This window comes from Pseudomonas sp. FG1 (genome assembly GCF_034313875.1).
GTDB lineage: Bacteria > Pseudomonadota > Gammaproteobacteria > Pseudomonadales > Pseudomonadaceae > Aquipseudomonas > Aquipseudomonas veronii.
Genome location: NZ_JAVIWP010000001.1, coordinates 5,318,279 through 5,336,524, shown reverse-complemented (window position 1 = coordinate 5,336,524; position 18,246 = coordinate 5,318,279). Strand labels below are relative to the sequence as shown.

Annotated in this window: 23 protein-coding genes, 1 tRNA gene and 2 pseudogenes; 19 read left to right on the top strand and 7 right to left on the bottom strand. The window is 57.8% G+C overall.

What is annotated here, in order from left to right; genetic code table 11:
• Nucleotides 1-113 precede the first annotated feature (113 nt).
• The 8 genes from RGV59_RS24290 (at nt 114) to murB (ending at nt 6,957) form a co-directional block, all read left to right on the top strand.
• Complete coding sequence (locus tag RGV59_RS24290; protein WP_126585730.1) at nt 114-2,327, top strand: DNA internalization-related competence protein ComEC/Rec2; 2,214 nt, start codon at nt 114-116, stop codon at nt 2,325-2,327.
• 109 nt (nt 2,328-2,436) lie between these two features.
• The gene (locus RGV59_RS24285; RefSeq protein WP_046382924.1) at nt 2,437-3,072 is read left to right on the top strand and encodes a MotA/TolQ/ExbB proton channel family protein; all 636 of its coding nucleotides are present in this window, start codon (nt 2,437-2,439) and stop codon (nt 3,070-3,072) included.
• Nucleotides 3,069-3,497, top strand: coding sequence for an ExbD/TolR family protein (locus RGV59_RS24280; RefSeq protein WP_017848013.1), 429 nt, complete (start codon nt 3,069-3,071; stop codon nt 3,495-3,497). Before RGV59_RS24285 ends, RGV59_RS24280 begins: the two co-directional genes overlap by 4 nt.
• Nucleotides 3,497-4,507 (top strand): tetraacyldisaccharide 4'-kinase, encoded by a 1,011-nt coding sequence (gene lpxK / locus RGV59_RS24275; RefSeq protein ID WP_126585729.1) that lies wholly within the window; start codon nt 3,497-3,499, stop codon nt 4,505-4,507. The genes RGV59_RS24280 and lpxK overlap by 1 nt, the downstream gene beginning before the upstream one ends.
• A gap of 23 nt (nt 4,508-4,530) precedes the next feature.
• Nucleotides 4,531-4,716 carry a Trm112 family protein gene (locus RGV59_RS24270; protein ID WP_003174668.1) on the top strand — a complete coding sequence of 62 codons (186 nt, stop codon included), beginning with the start codon at nt 4,531-4,533 and terminating at the stop codon, nt 4,714-4,716.
• Complete coding sequence (gene kdsB / locus RGV59_RS24265; protein ID WP_017848011.1) at nt 4,713-5,477, top strand: 3-deoxy-manno-octulosonate cytidylyltransferase; 765 nt, start codon at nt 4,713-4,715, stop codon at nt 5,475-5,477. The genes RGV59_RS24270 and kdsB overlap by 4 nt, the downstream gene beginning before the upstream one ends.
• Complete coding sequence (locus RGV59_RS24260) at nt 5,477-5,941, top strand: low molecular weight protein-tyrosine-phosphatase (protein WP_017848010.1); 465 nt, start codon at nt 5,477-5,479, stop codon at nt 5,939-5,941. Before kdsB ends, RGV59_RS24260 begins: the two co-directional genes overlap by 1 nt.
• Complete coding sequence (gene murB / locus RGV59_RS24255) at nt 5,938-6,957, top strand: UDP-N-acetylmuramate dehydrogenase (protein ID WP_017848009.1); 1,020 nt, start codon at nt 5,938-5,940, stop codon at nt 6,955-6,957. Before RGV59_RS24260 ends, murB begins: the two co-directional genes overlap by 4 nt.
• 73 nt (nt 6,958-7,030) lie before the next feature.
• On the opposite strand, the gene RGV59_RS24250 is transcribed toward murB, so the two are convergent.
• Complete coding sequence (locus RGV59_RS24250) at nt 7,031-7,702, bottom strand: Bax inhibitor-1/YccA family protein (protein ID WP_017848008.1); 672 nt, start codon at nt 7,700-7,702, stop codon at nt 7,031-7,033.
• A 152-nt stretch (nt 7,703-7,854) separates the two neighbouring features.
• Here RGV59_RS24250 and RGV59_RS24245 point away from each other — a divergent pair.
• Nucleotides 7,855-7,945 (top strand) — tRNA-Ser (locus RGV59_RS24245).
• 88 nt (nt 7,946-8,033) lie between these two features.
• Here RGV59_RS24245 and RGV59_RS24240 read toward each other — a convergent pair.
• Complete coding sequence (locus RGV59_RS24240; RefSeq protein WP_126585728.1) at nt 8,034-8,516, bottom strand: hypothetical protein; 483 nt, start codon at nt 8,514-8,516, stop codon at nt 8,034-8,036.
• A gap of 89 nt (nt 8,517-8,605) precedes the next feature.
• On the opposite strand from RGV59_RS24240, the gene RGV59_RS24235 reads away from it, so the two are divergent.
• Nucleotides 8,606-9,238, top strand: coding sequence for a hypothetical protein (locus RGV59_RS24235; RefSeq protein WP_126585727.1), 633 nt, complete (start codon nt 8,606-8,608; stop codon nt 9,236-9,238).
• 100 nt (nt 9,239-9,338) lie between these two features.
• Entirely contained in the window at nt 9,339-9,494 is a 156-nt protein-coding gene (locus RGV59_RS24230) for a hypothetical protein (protein ID WP_185833582.1), read from the top strand.
• A gap of 153 nt (nt 9,495-9,647) precedes the next feature.
• Here the strand turns inward: RGV59_RS24230 and RGV59_RS24225 are convergent.
• Both RGV59_RS24225 and RGV59_RS24220 read right to left on the bottom strand, forming a co-directional pair.
• A pseudogene (locus RGV59_RS24225) lies at nt 9,648-10,421 on the bottom strand (DNA cytosine methyltransferase); the annotation flags it as partial.
• Nucleotides 10,409-10,579, bottom strand: a complete 171-nt coding sequence (locus tag RGV59_RS24220) for a phosphoadenosine phosphosulfate reductase family protein (RefSeq protein ID WP_260473870.1) — start codon at nt 10,577-10,579, stop codon at nt 10,409-10,411. The gene RGV59_RS24220 and the pseudogene RGV59_RS24225, both read right to left, overlap by 13 nt.
• A gap of 60 nt (nt 10,580-10,639) precedes the next feature.
• On the opposite strand from RGV59_RS24220, the gene RGV59_RS24215 reads away from it, so the two are divergent.
• Both RGV59_RS24215 and RGV59_RS24210 read left to right on the top strand, forming a co-directional pair.
• Nucleotides 10,640-10,966 (top strand): hypothetical protein, encoded by a 327-nt coding sequence (locus RGV59_RS24215; protein ID WP_126585726.1) that lies wholly within the window; start codon nt 10,640-10,642, stop codon nt 10,964-10,966.
• Nucleotides 10,967-11,048: 82 nt separating this feature from the next.
• Entirely contained in the window at nt 11,049-11,933 is an 885-nt protein-coding gene (locus RGV59_RS24210; RefSeq protein WP_126585725.1) for a DUF2971 domain-containing protein, read from the top strand.
• A gap of 20 nt (nt 11,934-11,953) precedes the next feature.
• Here RGV59_RS24210 and RGV59_RS24205 read toward each other — a convergent pair whose 3' ends face one another.
• Nucleotides 11,954-12,187 (bottom strand): hypothetical protein, encoded by a 234-nt coding sequence (locus RGV59_RS24205; RefSeq protein WP_126585724.1) that lies wholly within the window; start codon nt 12,185-12,187, stop codon nt 11,954-11,956.
• A gap of 255 nt (nt 12,188-12,442) precedes the next feature.
• On the opposite strand from RGV59_RS24205, the gene RGV59_RS24200 reads away from it, so the two are divergent.
• A complete protein-coding gene (locus RGV59_RS24200; protein ID WP_079444171.1) occupies nt 12,443-12,946 on the top strand; it encodes a GNAT family N-acetyltransferase in 504 nt (167 codons plus the stop codon).
• Here the strand turns inward: RGV59_RS24200 and RGV59_RS24195 are convergent.
• Nucleotides 12,943-13,302 carry a hypothetical protein gene (locus RGV59_RS24195; RefSeq protein WP_312023627.1) on the bottom strand — a complete coding sequence of 120 codons (360 nt, stop codon included), beginning with the start codon at nt 13,300-13,302 and terminating at the stop codon, nt 12,943-12,945. The two genes, RGV59_RS24200 and RGV59_RS24195, sit on opposite strands and share 4 nt — an antisense overlap.
• An 83-nt stretch (nt 13,303-13,385) precedes the next feature.
• On the opposite strand from RGV59_RS24195, the gene RGV59_RS24190 reads away from it, so the two are divergent.
• The 4 genes from RGV59_RS24190 (at nt 13,386) to RGV59_RS24175 (ending at nt 15,149) form a co-directional block, all read left to right on the top strand.
• Nucleotides 13,386-13,883 carry a hypothetical protein gene (locus RGV59_RS24190; RefSeq protein WP_079444170.1) on the top strand — a complete coding sequence of 166 codons (498 nt, stop codon included), beginning with the start codon at nt 13,386-13,388 and terminating at the stop codon, nt 13,881-13,883.
• Between the two features lie 98 nt (nt 13,884-13,981).
• Entirely contained in the window at nt 13,982-14,290 is a 309-nt protein-coding gene (locus tag RGV59_RS24185; RefSeq protein ID WP_108525121.1) for a putative quinol monooxygenase, read from the top strand.
• A 105-nt stretch (nt 14,291-14,395) separates the two neighbouring features.
• Nucleotides 14,396-14,710, top strand: coding sequence for a hypothetical protein (locus RGV59_RS24180; protein ID WP_046485314.1), 315 nt, complete (start codon nt 14,396-14,398; stop codon nt 14,708-14,710).
• A gap of 148 nt (nt 14,711-14,858) precedes the next feature.
• Nucleotides 14,859-15,149 (top strand): hypothetical protein, encoded by a 291-nt coding sequence (locus RGV59_RS24175; protein ID WP_126585723.1) that lies wholly within the window; start codon nt 14,859-14,861, stop codon nt 15,147-15,149.
• An 83-nt stretch (nt 15,150-15,232) separates the two neighbouring features.
• Here RGV59_RS24175 and RGV59_RS24170 read toward each other — a convergent pair whose 3' ends face one another.
• A complete protein-coding gene (locus tag RGV59_RS24170; protein WP_026139890.1) occupies nt 15,233-16,438 on the bottom strand; it encodes an ISL3 family transposase in 1,206 nt (401 codons plus the stop codon).
• A gap of 287 nt (nt 16,439-16,725) precedes the next feature.
• On the opposite strand from RGV59_RS24170, the pseudogene istA reads away from it, so the two are divergent.
• A pseudogene (istA, locus tag RGV59_RS24165) lies at nt 16,726-18,239 on the top strand (IS21 family transposase).
• The last annotated feature ends 7 nt before the right edge of the window (nt 18,240-18,246 follow it).

Below are 18,246 nucleotides of genomic sequence, written 5' to 3'. Positions count from 1 at the left end.
GCGCATTCTATAAACAGAAAATTCAGACTTTGTGACAAAACATCATAGGCTGCGGCCGGGGGGCAGCTAAGACTGAATGGATCACGTCAAAGGAATGATCCATGAGGACAGGGATGTTCGCGCTTGCACTCGGGCTGCTTGCGCTGCGATTTCTACCCGCACTGCCGCCTGCCGGGATGCTGTTGGCCCTGGCCCTGGTGGCGTTGATGTTGCTGCCGTTTCGCACTTATCCGCTGGCGTTTTTCCTGTTCGGCTTGTGTTGGGCATGTGTGAGCGCGCAGTGGGCGCTGGATGACCGCTTGCGTCCGCCGCTCGACGGCCAGACGCGTTGGCTGGAGGGGCGTGTGAGCGGGTTGCCGCAGCAGACTGACAGCGGCGTGCGTTTCGAACTGAGCGACAGCCGGTCGCGCAACGCCCGCTTGCCCGTGCGCATTCGGCTGTACTGGCACGGTGGCCCACCGGTACGCAGCGGTGAGCGTTGGCGCCTCGCGGTGACGCTTAAACGTCCGTCGGGGCTGCTCAACTTCCATGGCGTCGACCATGAAGCCTGGCTGCTCGCCCAGCGCATCGGTGCCACCGGCTCGGTAAAGGACGGCGAACGCTTGGCGCCGGCCCGCAATGCTTGGCGCGACGCGGTCCGTCAGCGCTTGACGGCGGTGGACGCCCAAGGGCGCGAGGCGGGGTTGGCGGCCCTGGTGCTGGGGGACGGCTCCGGGCTGACGGTCGACGACTGGCGTGTCTTGCAGGACACCGGCACGGTGCATTTGCTGGTCATTTCCGGCCAGCACATTGGCCTGTTGGCGGGGTTGATCTACGCGCTCGTCGCCGCTCTGGCGCGCTACGGCTGCTGGCCGCGCACCTGGCCGTGGCTGCCGTGGGCGTGTGGCCTGGCGTTTACCGCGGCGTTGGGGTACGGCCTGCTGGCGGGGTTCGGCGTGCCGGTGCAGCGCGCCTGTGTAATGGTGGGGCTGGTGTTGCTGTGGCGTTTGCGTTTCCGTCATCTGGGCATCTGGTGGCCGCTGTTGCTGGCGTTCAATGGTGTGCTGATCCTTGAACCCTTGGCCAGCTTGCAGCCGGGGTTCTGGTTGTCCTTTGCGGCCGTGGCGGTACTGGGGCTGACGTTCGGCGGTCGGTTAGGCCGCTGGAGCGCTTGGCAGGCATGGACCCGTCCGCAATGGTTGATAGCCATCGGTCTTTTCCCGGTGTTGCTGGTGCTGGGTTTGCCCATCAGCCTCAGCGCGCCGCTGGCCAATCTATTTGCGGTGCCGTGGATCAGCCTGGTGGTGTTGCCCCTGGCCCTGCTCGGGACGGCATTGCTGGCGGTGCCGTTCGTGGGCGCGGGCTTGTTGTGGCTGGCGGGTGGGGCGCTGGACGGCTTGTTCAACGCCCTGGCGCTGCTGGCGGGGCAATTGCCCGCGTGGATACCGGCCGAGGTGCCCATGGGTTATTGGCTGGTTAGCCTGGTCGGTGCGGTGTTGCTGTTGCTGCCCAAGGGTGTGCCGTTTCGGTTGCTCGGCTGGCCGATGCTGTTGTTGGCGGTGTTCCCGCCGCGCGAGCCGGTGCCCCACGGGCAGGTGGACGTACTGCAACTGGATGTCGGGCAGGGGCTGGCGTTGATCCTGCGCACCCGCCATCACACCTTGCTCTACGATGCCGGCCCGCGCTCCGGGGCGGTCGATCTCGGCGCGCGGGTGGTGTTGCCGTCGCTGAAGAGGCTCGGGGTAGACGCTCTGGACATGATGTTACTGAGCCATGCCGATGCCGATCATGCCGGCGGTGCGGCGGCTGTCGCCCGTGGGCTGCCGATCAAACGGGTCGTCGGTGGTGAAACCGAAGGGTTGCCGGCGCTTCTCGACACTCAGCCTTGTATCAGCGGTGAACAATGGGCGTGGGACGGCGTGTCCTTTGAATTGTGGCAATGGCCAGACGCAGTTGATGGCAACCCGAAATCCTGTGTATTGCACGTACAGGCCAATGGCGAGCGCCTGTTGCTCACCGGCGATATCGATCGCGCCGCAGAGCAGGCGTTTCTGGCCTCGACCCTGGCGGTGCCGACCGATTGGCTGCAAGCCCCTCACCATGGTAGCCGCAGTTCGTCATCCTGGCCGTTTCTGCAGCGGCTGGCGCCGAAGTCGGTGCTGATTTCCCGAGGGCGCGGCAATGCGTTCGGTCATCCTCATCCACAGGTGGTGGAGCGCTATCAAGCGTTGGGAACGCAGGTGTATGACAGCGCCGAACAGGGCGCGGTACGTTTGCGATTGGGCGCCTTCGCGCCACCGATTGTTGCGCGCAGTCAACGCCGCTTCTGGCGAGAAGCGCTACCGTAACCGCACGTTACCAATGGCCGAAGCCTGTGATCGGCGGGTCGTGGGTCGACGAGCCCCGCTGCCTGACCTATATGGTAAAGTGGCGCACTTTTTCGAGGGGACATTCACTGTGTGGGAATTGGTCAAATCCGGTGGCTGGATGATGTTGCCGATCATCTTGAGCTCCATCGCCGCACTCGGCATCGTTGCCGAACGCCTGTGGACCTTGCGCGCCAGCCGTGTCACACCCGAGCATCTGCTGGGGCAGGTCTGGGGCTGGATCAAGAACAAGCAGCTCGACAAGCAGAAACTCAAGGAACTGCGTGCCAATTCACCCCTGGGTGAAATCCTCGCGGCCGGGCTGGCCAACTCCAAGCATGGTCGCGAGATCATGAAAGAGTGCATCGAAGAGGCCGCGGCGCGGGTCATCCATGAGCTGGAGCGTTATATCAACGCCCTAGGCACTATCGCCGCCATGGCACCGTTGCTCGGCCTGCTGGGCACGGTACTGGGCATGATCGATATTTTCAGCTCGTTCATGGGCTCGGGCATGAGCACCAACGCCGCGGTGCTGGCCGGTGGTATCTCCAAGGCCTTGATCACCACGGCGGCGGGCCTGATGGTCGGTATTCCCTCGGTGTTCTTCCACCGTTTCCTGCAGCGCCGGATCGATGAACTGGTGGTCGGCATGGAGCAGGAAGCCATCAAGCTGGTGGAAGTGGTGCAGGGCGACCGTGACGTGGACTTGGTCGGGGACAAAGCGTGAAATTTCGCCGCAAGCAACGGGAAAATGTTGATATCAACCTCGCGTCGCTGATCGACGTGGTGTTTATCCTGCTGCTGTTTTTTGTCGTGACCACCACCTTTACGCGGCAGACCGAGCTACGGGTCGATTTGCCGGAAGCGGTCAGCGGCTCGCCGGCCGAGGACCAGGAAGTCAAGCAACTGGATATCGCCATCAGTGCCGACGGCGTGTTTTCGGTGAATAACCAGTTGCTCGCGAAGAACGACCTCAACAGCCTGATGGAGGCCCTGCAGAAAGAGTCCGGTGGCGATACCAAGATGCCGCTGTCGATCAGTGCCGATGGCAAGACCCAGCACCAGGCTGTCATTACTGCGATGGACGCTGCCGGCAAGCTGGGGTTCAGCCACTTGCGCATGAGCACCGTCGAGGCGGTGAGCCAACCCTGATGGCCATGTCCGATCGCTTGCTCAAGGCCTGGTACGAAGGCCATCCGGCGCTGACGTTGCTGCGGCCGCTGGAGTCGCTGTATCGCGCGGTGGTGCAGCGCAAGCGCGCGCGCTTCCTGGCGGGCGAGGGCGAGATCTACCAATCGCCGGTGCCGGTGGTGGTGGTCGGCAATATCACCGTGGGCGGGACTGGCAAGACGCCGTTGATCCTGTGGTTGATCGAGCATTGCCAGCGCAGAGGTTTGCGTGTGGGCGTGGTCAGTCGCGGGTATGGCGCGAAGCCACCGCAGTTGCCGTGGCGGGTCGAGGCCGGCCACGCTGCTGAAGTGGCTGGCGATGAACCCTTGCTGATCGTGCAGCGCTGCGGCGTCCCCTTGATGATCGACCCCGATCGCAGCCGCGCAGTGAAGACGCTGCTGGCCAGCGAAACCCTGGACCTGATCCTCTCCGACGACGGCCTGCAGCATTACCGCCTGGCTCGCGACCTTGAGCTGGTGCTGATCGACGCCGCCCGGGGCCTGGGCAATCGCCGCTGCCTGCCTGCCGGGCCGTTGCGCGAACCGGCGGAGCGCCTGAAGAGCGTGGATGCGCTGCTCTATAATGGCGCCGGGGCCGATCGCGAAGATGGTTTCGCCTTTCGTCTGCTGCCCACGGCGTTGGTCAACTTGCAAACCGGCGAACGCCAGCCGGTCGATTACTTCCCGGCGGGCCAGCAGGTGCATGCGGTCGCCGGTATCGGCAACCCGCAACGTTTCTTCAACACCCTTGAAACGCTACACTGGCAGCCGATACCCCATGCTTTTGCCGACCATGCGTCCTACAGCGCGGAAGTCTTGAATTTCACGCCATCATTGCCGCTGGTCATGACCGAGAAGGACGCGGTGAAGTGCCGCGCCTTTGCCCAGTCCGACTGGTGGTACCTTGCGGTGGATGCGGTGCCGTCGCCAGCGTTTGTCGCCTGGTTCGACATGCAACTGATGCGTCTGTTGCCCGCCCGTCTCTTGCCTTAAACGCTTCATTCCAGGAAACACTCATGGACACCAAACTGCTCGACATCCTCGCTTGCCCGATCTGCAAAGGCCCACTCAAGCTCAGCGCGGACAAGACCGAACTGATCAGCAAAGGCGCCGGCCTGGCTTACCCGATCCGTGATGGCATCCCGGTGATGCTGGAAAGCGAAGCCCGCACGCTGACCACCGACGAGCGCCTGGATAAATGACTACAGCCTTTACCGTTGTCATTCCATCGCGCTACGCCTCGACCCGCTTGCCGGGTAAACCGCTGCAACTGATCGGCAACAAGCCGATGATTCAGCTGGTGTGGGAACAGGCCTGCAAAAGCAGCGCCGAACGCGTGGTGGTGGCCACCGATGATCCGCGCATTATCGATGCGTGCAAAACCTTCGGTGCCGAAGCGGTACTGACCCGCGAAGACCATAATTCCGGCACCGACCGCCTGGCCGAAGTGGCCACACAACTTGGCCTGGCGCCTGATGCCATCGTGGTCAATGTGCAAGGTGACGAGCCGTTGATCCCGCCGCGCGTGATCGACCAGGTGGCCGCCAACCTGGCGGCCCATGGCGAAGCGCGCATGGCGACCCTGGCCGAGCCCATCGAAGACATTGAAACGCTGTTCAACCCGAACGTGGTCAAGGTGGTCAGCGACATCAACGGCCTGGCGCTGACATTCAGCCGCTCGACGTTGCCCTGGGCGCGGGATGCTTTTGCCAGGCATCCTGACCGGTTGCCAGAAGGCGTGCCGTACCGCCGTCACATCGGTATCTATGCCTACCGCGCCGGTTTCCTGCATGACTTCGTCAGTTGGGGCCCGTGCTGGCTGGAAAACACCGAATCCCTGGAACAACTGCGTGCCCTGTGGCACGGCGTGCGTATCCATGTCGGCGATGCTCTGGAAGCACCGCCTGCGGGTGTCGACACCCACGAAGACCTCGAGCGCGTCCGCCGCCTGCTGGGGGCCTGATGGAGGTTCTGTTTGTCTGCCTGGGCAACATCTGCCGCTCGCCCACCGCTGAAGGCGTATTGCGCCATAAATTGCGCGAAGCGGGTTTGGCTGGCCAGGTCGACGTAGCGTCCGCCGGCACGGGGGAATGGCATATCGGCAACCCACCGGACTCACGCAGCCAACAGGCAGCGCGGCAGCGCGGTTACGATCTGTCGGCCCAGCGTGCGCAGCAGGTCTCCCGCGCCGACTTTGCGCGTTATGACCTGATCCTGGCCATGGACCACAGCAACCTGCGTAACCTCAAAGCGATGCAGCCGGGGCAGGGCAAGGCCGAGCTCGACCTGTTCCTGCGCCGCTACGACTCTGAAGTGGACGAGGTGCCAGACCCTTACTACGAAGGCGAACAAGGCTTTGAGCGGGTCCTGGACCTGATCGAACGAGCCTGTGATTTATTGGTGATCGAATTGAAGGGGCGGTTATGACCTTGCAAGTGCTTGCGCAGGTATCGCTCAAGCCATTCAACAGCTTCGGCATCGACGTGCGTGCCCAGCTCTTCGCCGAGGCCCACAGCGACGCGGATGTTCGCGAGGCCCTGGCCTATGCCGCCGCCCAGGCAGTACCGCTGCTGGTGATCGGTGGTGGCAGCAACCTGCTGCTGACCCGGGATATTCCGGCCTTGGTATTGCGCATGGCGACCCAGGGTATTCGGGTGCTGCAGGATGACGGCCAGCATGTGGTGGTCGAGGCCGAAGCGGGCGAAGCCTGGCACCCGTTCGTACTGTGGACCCTGGAACATGGCTTCTGCGGCCTCGAAAACCTCAGCCTGATCCCGGGCACCGTGGGCGCCGCACCGATGCAAAACATCGGCGCCTACGGAGTGGAGATCAAGGATGTGTTCGCCGGCTTGACGGCCCTGGATCGCCAGACCGGCGAGTTACGTGATTTCAGCCTGGAAGAATGCAACTTCGCCTACCGGGACAGCCTGTTCAAACACGAAACCGGACGCTGGCTGATCCTGCGGGTGCGGTTTGCCCTGAGCCGCGTCAGCCACCTCAAGCTCGACTACGGCCCCGTGCAACAGCGCCTGGCCGGGCAGGGGATTACCGACGCCACCCCGAGCGATGTCAGCCGGGCGATCTGCGGCATCCGTCGGGAAAAACTGCCGGACCCCGCAGAGCTGGGCAATGCCGGCAGCTTCTTCAAAAACCCATTGGTGTCCCAGGCGCTGGCCGCCGAGTTGCAGGGCTTGTATCCGGACTTGGTGGCCTATCCCCAGGCCGACGGACAGATGAAACTCGCTGCCGGCTGGTTGATCGACAAGGCCGGTTGGAAGGGCTTTCGTGATGGAGATGCCGGCGTGCATAAGATGCAGGCATTGGTGCTGGTCAACTACGGCGGCGCCACCGGGCATGACATCGCCAACCTGGCGCTACGTATCCAGCAGGATATTGCCCAGCGTTTCAAGGTCGATCTGGAGATGGAGCCCAACCAGTACTGAGCCCTGAACAAAGCGTCCTGAAACAAAAATGCCCCGTATCTTGCGATACGGGGCATTTTTATACTGCTGGCAATCAGTCGTCGCGGCTCATGATGCCGAAGATCTGCAACAGGCTGATGAACAGGTTGTAGATCGACACATACAGGCTGATGGTCGCCATGATGTAGTTGCGCTCACCGCCGTGGATGATGGCGCTGGTCTGGAACAGGATGCACACGGAGGAGAACAGCACAAAACCTGCGCTGATCGCCAACTGCAGACCGCTGATCTGGAAGAACATGCCAGCGACCACCGCCCCCAGCAACACGAAGAAGCCGGCGGTGATGAAGCCACCCAGGAAACTCATGTCCTTGCGGGTGATCAGCACATACGCCGACAAACCACCAAACACCAGGGCTGTCATGGCAAACGCCGAGCTGACCACTTCCGCGCCGCCGGCCATGCCGAGGTAACGGTTAAGGATCGGGCCGAGGATAAAGCCCATGAAACCGGTCAAGGCAAACGCCGACACCAGTCCCCAGGCCGAGTCACGCAGCTTGTTGGTCAGGAAGAACAGACCGTAGAAGCCGATCAACACGACAAAGACATTCGGGTAGCCGACGCGCATCTGCTGCGCCATGAACGCCATCACGCCGCTGAATGCGAGGGTAAGGGCGAGCAAGCCATAGGTGTTGCGCAAGACGCGGCTGACTTCAAGCTGCTCAGCCTGCGCGTTACCATTCACTGCGTAATTCTGTTCGCGCATGGCGACACTCCTTCGGTTTTGAAACGTTCAGTCGCAAAGATCATAACAGACGCTCTGTAACAAGCGATGGCGAGAGTTTGACAGTGTGTTTCATTCGGGTATTATGGCGCCCGCTGAGACAGGATGGGCTGCTATAATCCTGTGATGCAAAAGGGAAATTGGCAGAGTGGTTGAATGCACCGGTCTTGAAAACCGGCGAACGTTAATAGCGTTCCCAGGGTTCGAATCCCTGGTTTCCCGCCAAGATTTACACGAAAGCCCCGCTGATGCGGGGCTTTTGCGTTTCTGGGGTTTAGGAGTGTCGGCAGTGAAGCATCTGATCGTTTCCGCTTCATTTCAGGCGGTTTCCGCAACTCCGCCAGATTCGAGATCTACGAGTCGGCTTTACGATCTCGCCAATGCGTCTGTAGACCGTCTCCGTGATGCGCTTGTCCGTGTGCCCCAGGAAGCGGCTGGCATCGCCCAGGTCTAGGATCTCGCTGGCGGCTTTCGGCCGGATATCGCGGAGTTGGAACTGGCGAATGCTCGCAGCGAGAATCCCGTCTCCTTTCTCGCGCGCTGTCGCAATCGCCAGGTTCCTGGCATCGTCAAAGCGCAGCCGCAGCATCGGCTTGGTCACCTGCCGCCCATCCTCAGTGACAATCAGGTAGGGGCAGCAGCCGTTGACGACGTGCTTGGTCACAGGTCTGCCGTAACCGTCCCGGCCGTAGTTGGAGCGGCCTACGCAGAAATTGCCACTGGCATCGATATGCGGCTGAACCTTGATTGCCCGCCGTGTGACCGTCTTCCGGCCTTCCAGGATGGCGTGCACCATCGGTGCCGAGAACAGGATGGGTCTTTGTTTATTTTCGGGTGTACGAGTATTCTCCGCAGATAAAAAGTGGATGGAATTTAGGAAAAATAATGACTGATAAAATAGCGACGACTATTTATTGCGTCTTGCTGTTTCTTTCCGGAAGTGTCTTTGGTTTCATATTTTCCAAGGATGGGCAGATTGGTTTGGTGAGCTTTCTTAGTGCAAGTTCCAGTATTGCCACTGTGGCTACTGCGGTAGTGGCTCTCGTTGCTTTAAATAGCTGGAAGCATCAGTTCAAATTGCAGAAGCGCTATGACGCCGTCATGGAGCTAAGGTCCCATGCCTTAAATGCAAGTCCTCCACTTGTTTACTTGAACAGCATGTGTGAGCATTTTTCTCACTACCTAAGGTCTCGAGACGATAATGCGTTGGCTGAGCTGTATCCGTATGAAATCCAGCGCGAGTGGTTTGTTAAAGTAAATGAGATGACCAGGACTTGGAATGTTGTTTCTATCCTGTTGTCAGATTTAGAGCTGTCTATGCTGCCAAGTAATCCAATGTCGCTGGAAAAGATGGTGAGGGATGTTGTGAATGAGATGATGCAAATGGCGGTTGGGGAAGATAGGAAATCGCTATTATCTGTTCACCAAGCCGGAAGTCAGGGAGCGGTTAAGGTTGAGAAAGCTTTTTCAGATTTCGAACAGCGATGCCGAGACCTTTTAAAACACATCTCCAAGTAGCAAGTGACGGGTTCATTCTTCCTTGCCGCTATAGCGGCTGACTTTGAAGGGGAGGGGGAGCGAACAAGGGAGGGTGGTTGCTAGTGTATTGAGGTTGCCGATGGCTGCGTTGGTGCAGCCATCGGCTTGTGGTCATCAGGCGCTTGTCACAGCGCTCGACTTAGAAATGCCAGTATCCCCAGTAGTAGAAGAAACCAGCCACAACGACGGAAAAGAAGATTCCAGCACAGAAGTGTTCCCTTTTTTCCCGGTCTGAAATGGTTTTGCAGCACTCACATTTTTTACTCATAGAAACAGCACCTACTCGCGTTGATATGAATCTAGAAATGATTCACATGTATTGATAGTGGAAAGGCCGGGCGCCTTTTCTGGTGGTATTTCTCGACCGTTCGTCGGGTTTCTATAAAATCTATGCTGCTTTATGAATCGAGACCGCTACCCGCCACGGGTCGTTGGCCCGTGCCAGCGCGGCCATCGGCGGCGGGCTGACGCTGTTGCCGCACATGTGCACCTGTTGGGTCTTGGTGAACGGCTTGCCGTCTGCGCCGTGGCTGATGATGTAGTCGGCCGGGAAGCCCCGAGCCTTGTACAGCTCTTTGGGTTTCAGCATTCGCAAGCAGATGTCGACGATCACGTATGGCGTGCCTTTCACCATTACGGTGACCGTTGCGAGGCGGTCCTTGGTGGTGATGGTCGGTGCTGGTGAGTCACAAGCGCTAGTGTTCTCGGTGCCGTAGTAGCTGATCAGGAAGGTGGCGACGCGAAGGGCGCCAGCTTCATGCTCTGGCGACAGCATGAGCGGCACCAGTGAACTTTTACCGCCGCCTCCGGCAGTAATGGTCGGCGCCGGATCATCCAGGCCCTGGCCCACGCTGCCGCCGAATGCCCGCTCCGTGAATGCGCTGACCAACCCGTGGTGTTGGCCGCTGGCGCTGACGGTGTGCAGCGGGTCGTTCAAGTCGCGTGCATCACAGTTGCCGCGCAAGTGCACCAGGTTCGCCACAGCCAGTTGCTGCTGGCTGCCGGTGTTGGTCACTGTGGTCATCGGTTCGTGGATGTCCTTGGCGTGGGTGGTGTTGAAGCCACCGTTGGCCTGGATCATCACCGCGGTGCTGATGGACTGGCCGCCGCCGCTAGCTGTTACGGTGCCGATCGGCCCGCATATATCGTTCACCCCGTGGGAGCAGATGGGAACTCCAGTGGCTTCGGCCAGGTAGTGGATGTAGTCGTAAGTCTCTCTGGATGCTCATGCCCGGTGTCAGCCACCACAGTACTTAGGTTCGGCACCTCCAGCTCGCGGGCGACCAGCAGCGTAGCTGTGCTGTCTTTGCCGCCGCTCATGCTGACGATGTTGTGAGTAGGCATAGGGGATCTTCGCCTGCTGGCGGTAAATGGAATGATGTGCCTTACTTCTGGCTCAAATATGAGGAGGTTGAGGCGATGGGATTGATTTCACGCGAAAGGACAAAGGCGTATTTCGATTGGGCGGCTGTACGCGAGCCCTATAAAAGCAAAGAGCTGACGCTGAGCAACGGGGTATTTGTGGAATCTTGTGGACGACACCGAGGTGATGGCCAGATTCAGCTTTTTGTTGGTGTTTACACGGCCGAAGGGAAGCCAGTGCTCGAGGACTACACTTCCGACGTTCAAGGCATGACAGTTGATGAGGCCATTGACTGGGGTATGGATCGCGCGAAAAGCATCGGCAACGGGCAAAAGTCTTCTTGAGCTGGAATCGTTATCTGACATGGCCCTTTGATATGGGGTATTACGGGTGACCGGCATGGGGCCGGGTCAAGGAGTGTTGCAAGTGGCTCTGTACAAATACGTCACCGCCGGTACAGCGTTGAGAATTCTCAAAGGCAGCATTAAGTTCACACAGCCTGGCGCGTTCAATGATCCGTTCGAGCTACTTCCTCAATTTATTATTCCTGCCGATATTGAAGAAAAGGATCGCGAGTTTTCATTTTGTGTAACGAGCCCTAGGCGGAAGGGTATTGATCGAAGCCACATCCCTGGTCCCGAGGAGCATCGTAGTGACATTCAAGCCCGTAAAATCGTCAGCTCTTTGAATCGAAGTTTGGGCATCCTCTGCTTGAGTAGAAATCCGGACAGCCTTTTGATGTGGGGGCATTACGCTCAGGATTACGCCGGGGCAATCATAGAATTTGATGAATTGCACGAATTCTTTACTGGATTAAACCCCGTCAAATACCAGAAACGTAGGCCTGTATTTAATATTGAAGATTTTTTTGACCGTCATGTACCGATATCAGACCTGTGCGTTAAGTCAAACGTCTGGAGTTATGAACGCGAAGTCAGACTGGTCCGGTCATTGTCTGACTGCAAAGTCGCTGATAGCGAAGCTTCGAACTTTCCGATTGTGACGATGGACCTTCCTCGCGAATGTATCAAAGCGGTCTATATCGGCGAGCGTATGAGTATCGAAAATCAGCGACTGGTATGGGACTTGATTAAAAATACCGATATAGAGCTCAGCCTGGCGGCAATCGCAAATTGGGAGTATGCGTTCCGATATGAATTGATCAAATTTAAAGGCCCTTTGGTCGGAAGTCCTGTGATTTCACCCCGAACTGCTCATATGTTCAAAGAAGAAGGTGGGCAATTAGGTGAACTCGCGAGGTGGGCAATTGAAAAGCATCCCATGTCTGAGTTCGTCAATCACAAGTGCTAGCAGGGAATAAACTCCGGACGTTAATCGACCTCATCAGGATCTATCTCAGCTATGCCCAGCTTTTTCAGTTTCCGTGATACGTTTTCGCTGATAGTGATTTCGCGTCGCGGCGGTGTGAAGAACGGCGCTGATCCTGCCGGCCCTAGTGCATGCAGATGATGCAGGGCCAATGTCATTGCCTCGCCTTGTTCCTCGATTTGGTGCCAAGTCATCAGGTCAGAAAGCACCTTCCGTGTATCGGCAAGGGCGTGCATCCGCAATTCCTCTTCGCCGCGGTTTTTGCTGACCGCGCTTTCTGCTCGACAGCCATGGCCTACCTCTTCTATCCCGCTGGCCGGCAGTGCGAGCCAGGTTTGTCGTTTGCGTTACTGGATGCGGGCTATGCGATGCAACTCCTGCTCCGCTTAGTGTCAGCTAATGCCTTTGAAGGCCATATATTTGGTACTGGCTTTTTGGCGGCGTGATTTTCTAAACTACTTTGCCATTCGCTTCACAGAGGATTGAAAACAGTGACCGTCTCATCCGCAGAAATCGTCATTGAGCGATTCACTGATGCTCACGTGGAAGGCGTGACCGCGCTCTACAACGAGCCGGCTGTATGCCGCCAAGTGCTTCAGATGCCCTATCAGCCAAACGATATTTGGCGTAGTCGTCTAGCGGGCTGTGATGAGCGTCGCGTTCAGCTAGTTGCCATCAATCAGGCTAAGGTTATCGGCAATATAGGCTTGGACCAATACGCGCGAATCCGCCAAAGCCATGTCGGGTCGGTCTACATGGGCGTGGCTCAGGACTGGCACGGTAAAGGTGTCGGATCCAAGTTGATGGCCGCTGTGTTAGACATCGCTGACAACTGGATGAACCTGGTCCGGGTTGAGCTGACTGTGTATTCAGACAACGAAGCCGCTCTGGCCCTCTACCAGAAATTTGGGTTTGAAGTGGAGGGGACTCTACGGAAATACGCCGTCCGTGACGGCGTGCTGGTCGACGCCCTTACTATGGCTCGCATACGTTAACCTTTAGTGCCCCGTTGCTTGTCTGGCGCGCCCGGTGGCGTAAGCCCGCCAAGGTAGTTGTCGGTACCCAGCTCATGAGAGCCAAAATCAACCGAATAACCCTCGCCGAGCCTTGCAGTTTCGGCATCTGCCGCATCTTTTGAGGCATAAATATCTACAAAGTCCCATGTCGCATTGCGGCACATGCCCCATCCGAGTACGTGACCCTTGTTGTTTGGATCGGCGGGTAGGTTCTTTGCAAGACTTCTGATCGACATGACCATTCCTTGGTTGAGTGAAAGCCAGAGGCTACTATCGACGCGCTCCCCGGCGCCACTGGCATTCCATTCACGCTGGATGCCTGGACAGGTCAGCATGTGAGATCGTAGAAAATGGCGCTTCCGCTAGCGCCCGCTACGATCTTGTTGTGGCAATAAGCCATATAGGGGAGGAAGTGGGCATGAAACGGTTTATGATTTTTTCAGTGATAGCAGTGCTGGCAGGATGCTCAGGGAAAATTGTCACGTATGAGCAATCTGACTGCAAGAATGGTTGTGAGGGTGTTCCTTTTTTTCGGCTAGTTCAGGTAAAGGAGCATTACATTCAGGACAAAATCCTGAATAAAGAAGGTGAGATGCTACGTTACGCCGGCGGCGACGAAAACACTGGCTGCTTTGCGGTCCAAGTCACTGAAACGAAGCTAATCCCGGCGGCCCAGGAAAGCTATATCCGTTACGAGGCTGGATGGCTCGAAACCTCTAAATTCTCGGTAGACCTAAACGATAACGGTAGCTTGGCAAAGGTGGGCGCCGATTCGACACCCGGACTGAAGATGGCAGTGGACGCGGTGTCCACACTAGCAACCGCCTATGGGACGGTGAAGTCCGCCGATAAGTCTAAATCAAAGATTCAACTACCTTACTGCAACGCTGGCAGAGTTCCCGTGACCGGAGCCTAGTTGAACCAGTTAGGCCCAGCTCATCGCTGGGCTTTTTGCATCTGTACTTGGTTGTAGCGTACTGTATTTTCCCCTCTTTAGTATGCGGCGTGTTACCTATGTCTGATGAAGTTCGGCTTGTCGTCATCATCAATACCCAGCCAGGTCGAGGCTCGGGCCAGCTCGCGGCTTTTGAAAAACTCGCTCCTTTGGTCAGGGCTGAGCAAGGGTGCATTCAATATGATATCCATCCTGTAGTCGGAAATAGCGATAGCTTTGTATTGATCGAGAAGTGGGCATCAAAAGAAGCGCTTGATGCCCATGATCTCGCTCCGCATATGCTTGAGGCAGCCAAGCACAACCCGACGTTCCGTGCGGGGCCGGCTACAGTGCTGTTTTTGGAATCGGCGGTGCTTTCATCGCACTGAAGAAGGGCTGAGCTCACAACAGAAGAGCCCAGCCCCACGCAGGGCTCTTTGCATCTGGCTTTCCCAGTGCTATTTTTCCGAATTAACCCCCACACGGAGAGTGCAATGGCCCGATACTTCAAAAGTCTAGACAATGGCAAGGTTGAAGAAGTCGATGCGTTTCAGGTTCTGGCAATATTGTTCCTAGGCCCACTCTATCTTTGCTTCGCCGGCCTTTGGCGCCATTTATTGATCTGGGGTATTGCTATAGGGTTGGGGCTGTTTGCAGGCCCGCCTTGGGCAGCTATACCTATTGCTGGACTGCCAATCATCTACTGTTTTTTGATACGTAGAATTGTGGCAGATGAGTATTTGAAGAAGGGCTGGGTAGAGGTGGCTGATCCAAAGCTTGCACTCGATAAAGAAGTTCCAGACGCTTAGTCTCTTGCAGATTAGTTGCTTTGAGCCCAGCCTCGCGCTGGGCTTTTTGCTTTCTGCGGCCAGGTGCTACAGTCCCGCCAAACCAAAGAGGGAACGACATGCGAAGTGTTGTAGCGGGACTGGCGGTTATTCTGCTGGCTGGGTGTTCGTGATCGGTGCGCTTCTGATCGTGACCGGTGTACTGGTACTAACGTTAATCGAGAGCAAAAAAGCGAGAGCAGAGGTCGCAGCGACCCTCGGTTCGAGCGTGGTTCGTCAGAACGCCCTAAGCCAGGAGCTCCGCGCCGAAATTGAGGAAATCAATAAACAGAATCTGCTCGAAATGGCTGCGGTATCCAAGGATCATCATTACGAGATGGAGAATCTAAGGATCATTCTTTCCATCGCTGAGCAGGATCTCGACGCGGCTCTGAAGGTCGCTTCTAAGGCTACACAGTAAGACATACAAATGCAGAGCCAGATCGACCATACCAATGCGTTGATGGCTTCTTGTGCCTGACCACCCCTCTTTTTTTAGGTTCTTCACGGATTGCCGGGAAAGACGCTCTTGATCTTCATGAAAAAGAATTCGCTGTCCCGGTAACCGTACGCCATTCGTTTGATGACCTTTATTCGATTGTTTATTCCTTCCAACTGACCAGTGTGCATTGGCCAGCGTACCCGGCTCACGATGCCCCGCCAGTAGCCCTTTAGTCGCTTTGCGAACTGGATCAGTGCGGGTATTTCGCTTTCTTGAGCATGACGCAGCCACTGCTTCCAGGCTGATCTCCAGTCCCAGGCATCGCTCGGCGCCCAGAGCATTTTGAGCTCGGCCTTCATCAAGTAGACCGTCATTAACGATTGGTTAGCGGCCAGCAGATCCTGTAAATGAACCTGCTGTTCCGGCTTTTTCAGGTTCTCCGGGTTACGCAATAGCAACCATCGCGCTTGCTTTATGATCTTTCGAGCGGGCTTGTCATGGCGCAATCGGTTCGCCTCGTCAACGCGAACACGATCAATCACTTCTCGGCCATATTTGGCGACCACATGGAAAAGGTCATAAATCACTCGTGCTTTTGGGCAGTGTTGGCGAACTTCCAGGTCATAAGCCGTGTTCATGTCCATCGCTACCGCTTCAATTCGGGCGCACCCTTCTGGCCCCAGCTCTTCGAAAAACGGTCTGACTGCCGCTCGGCTACGGCCTTCGCCGATCCAAAGCACTCGCCGAGTATCAGCGTCCAACACCACGCTGGCGTAGCGATGACCTTTGAATAACGCGAACTCGTCCATTATCAGGCGCCGTGGCTGGGCCTTGGGTAAGGCACTCAACGCCGCTTGCAGAGCGCGCCGCTCCAGCAACCGAACGGTGTCCCAGTGCAGCCCGAACATTTGCGCAACATGCAGTGTAGGAAGGCGTTCGCAGGCTTGAATAACGGCCTCCGCCAGCCGGCGCGTCATGCGGGCATAGCGATCCAGCCAACTGACGACCTCCATGCGCTTGCCACAATCACGGCAACTAACACGCCTGAGCTGCACGTTGAGGCGGACTGCGCGACCGAGAATCGGCAAGTCACGCACGACTCGATCGCAGTACTCATGAGTTGTTGAACAGAGCTTTTGGCAGCCACCACAGGTGGGAAATCGCGTGGCCTGGGGGATCAGATCGATTTGAAGGGCATCGCCGTCAGGTTTGATCGCAACGACAGAAAAGCCCTCCCAAAAAGGAAGGAAAGTATTAATATTGCGCATAAGAACGCCGGTTTTTTAGATGTGTTTGCTCGCACGAACATCATCCATCAAATCGGCGTTCTTGTTTCTGTGTTTCCCGGGATTCCGTGAAGAACCTTTTTTTAGCTGCGGATTCCACGGGCATCCGGCCACCCATTCCATGAACATCCGGCCACTGATTCCACGATGATCCGGCCACCCGTTCCACGGCCATCCGGCCACCCACAAGGCAGGCAGCAACGCAGGATTAATTCACTACCATCGACCTCTTTTATCGAAGCAGAGAGGTCGTCGTGGAGCGGTTATCCATGCGTAAAATTAAGGAAGTGCTACGTCTCAAGTTTGAGGTCGGCCTATCTGCTCGCCAGATCGCTGTCAGCTTGCAGGTGGGTCGCGCAACTATCGGTGAGTACCTCAATCGCTTTGCTGCCAGCGGGCTGACTTGGCCGTGTGCGGCGAGCGAGGCGCAGTTGCAGCAGCGTCTTTTTCCGCCACCACCCGACGTCCCCAGCGATCAACGTCCGATGCCGGACTGGACTCATGTCCACGCAGAGTTGCGCCGCCCCGGCGTAACCCTGGCCCTGCTTTGGCAAGAATATCGACTCGCCCATCCGCAAGGCTTCCAATACAGCTGGTTCTGCGAGCACTACCGGCTCTGGGCCGCCAAGGTCGACGTGGTCATGCGCCAGGAACATCGCGCCGGCGAAAAGCTGTTCGTCGATTACGCGGGTCAGACCGTGCCGATCATCGACCGGCGAACCGGAGAGATCCGCCAGGCCCAGATCTTCGTCGCCGTCCTCGGCGCCTCCAGCTACACCTTCGCCGAGGCGACCTGGTCGCAGAAACTGCCCGACTGGCTGGGCTCGCATGCCCGCTGTTTTGCTTTTTCGGCGGCACCGCACAGATCCTGGTGCCCGACAATCTGCGCAGTGGCGTGACCAAGGCGCACCGTTACGAGCCCGATATCAACCCCAGCTACCGCGATCTGGCCGAGCACTACGGCGTCGCCGTATTGCCCGCTCGCTCACGAAAACCCAAGGACAAAGCCAAGGTCGAAGTCGGTGTTCAAGTGGTCGAGCGCTGGATCCTGGCGGTGCTGCGCAATCGGCAGTTCTTTTCGCTGGGTGAACTCAACACCGCCATCGGACTGCTGCTGGATCGCCTCAATCAGAAGCCCTTCAAGAAACTGCCCGGCTCACGCCGCTCGGCCTTCGAGACCATCGACCAACCCGCGCTGCAACCGCTACCAGAACATCCGTATGTCTACGCCGAATGGAAAAAGGTGCGAGTCCACATCGACTACCACGTCGAAGTCGACGGCCATTTTTACTCCGTGCCGTACCAACTGGTGAAACACCAACTCGAAGTACGCCTGACCGCGCAGACCGTCGAGTGCTTCCACGCCAACCAGCGCGTGGCCAGCCATCTGCGCTCGCCGCACAAAGGCCGCCACACTACCCACACCGAGCACATGCCCAAAAGTCACCGCGAACACGCCGAGTGGACGCCCCAGCGGCTGATCCGCTGGGCTGAGCAGACGGGCCCGAATACGGCCGGTGTCATCGCCTACATCCTCGAACGCCGAATCCATCCGCAGCATGGCTTCCGCGCCTGTCTGGGCATCCTGCGCTTGAGCAAACAGCACGGCGAAGAGCGGCTGGAAGCCGCTTGCCAACGTGCGCTGGCCCTAGGCGCATGCAGTTACAAGAGCCTCGAATCGATCCTGCGCCAAGGCCTGGAACGGCTACCTCTTGCCCAGCAAAACCTGCCGTTACTGCCCGATGAACATATCAATCTGCGCGGCCCTGGCTACTACCACTGACTGAAAA

Bases quoted from the DNA above. Each gene is read 5' to 3' on its own strand.
- RGV59_RS24290 (WP_126585730.1), top strand. From the start codon at position 114: ATGTTCGCGCTTGCACTCGGGCTGCTTGCGCTGCGATTTCTACCCGCA.
- lpxK (WP_126585729.1), top strand. From the start codon at position 3,497: ATGGCCATGTCCGATCGCTTGCTCAAGGCCTGGTACGAAGGCCATCCG.
- RGV59_RS24270 (WP_003174668.1), top strand. From the start codon at position 4,531: ATGGACACCAAACTGCTCGACATCCTCGCTTGCCCGATCTGCAAAGGC.
- kdsB (WP_017848011.1), top strand. From the start codon at position 4,713: ATGACTACAGCCTTTACCGTTGTCATTCCATCGCGCTACGCCTCGACC.
- RGV59_RS24260 (WP_017848010.1), top strand. From the start codon at position 5,477: ATGGAGGTTCTGTTTGTCTGCCTGGGCAACATCTGCCGCTCGCCCACC.
- murB (WP_017848009.1), top strand. From the start codon at position 5,938: ATGACCTTGCAAGTGCTTGCGCAGGTATCGCTCAAGCCATTCAACAGC.
- RGV59_RS24250 (WP_017848008.1), bottom strand. From the start codon at position 7,702: ATGCGCGAACAGAATTACGCAGTGAATGGTAACGCGCAGGCTGAGCAG.
- RGV59_RS24240 (WP_126585728.1), bottom strand. From the start codon at position 8,516: ATGGTGCACGCCATCCTGGAAGGCCGGAAGACGGTCACACGGCGGGCA.
- RGV59_RS24235 (WP_126585727.1), top strand. From the start codon at position 8,606: ATGACTGATAAAATAGCGACGACTATTTATTGCGTCTTGCTGTTTCTT.
- RGV59_RS24230 (WP_185833582.1), top strand. From the start codon at position 9,339: ATGGCTGCGTTGGTGCAGCCATCGGCTTGTGGTCATCAGGCGCTTGTC.
- RGV59_RS24220 (WP_260473870.1), bottom strand. From the start codon at position 10,579: ATGAGCGGCGGCAAAGACAGCACAGCTACGCTGCTGGTCGCCCGCGAG.
- RGV59_RS24205 (WP_126585724.1), bottom strand. From the start codon at position 12,187: ATGCACGCCCTTGCCGATACACGGAAGGTGCTTTCTGACCTGATGACT.
- RGV59_RS24195 (WP_312023627.1), bottom strand. From the start codon at position 13,302: ATGCTGACCTGTCCAGGCATCCAGCGTGAATGGAATGCCAGTGGCGCC.
- RGV59_RS24190 (WP_079444170.1), top strand. From the start codon at position 13,386: ATGAAACGGTTTATGATTTTTTCAGTGATAGCAGTGCTGGCAGGATGC.
- RGV59_RS24185 (WP_108525121.1), top strand. From the start codon at position 13,982: ATGTCTGATGAAGTTCGGCTTGTCGTCATCATCAATACCCAGCCAGGT.
- RGV59_RS24180 (WP_046485314.1), top strand. From the start codon at position 14,396: ATGGCCCGATACTTCAAAAGTCTAGACAATGGCAAGGTTGAAGAAGTC.
- RGV59_RS24170 (WP_026139890.1), bottom strand. From the start codon at position 16,438: ATGCGCAATATTAATACTTTCCTTCCTTTTTGGGAGGGCTTTTCTGTC.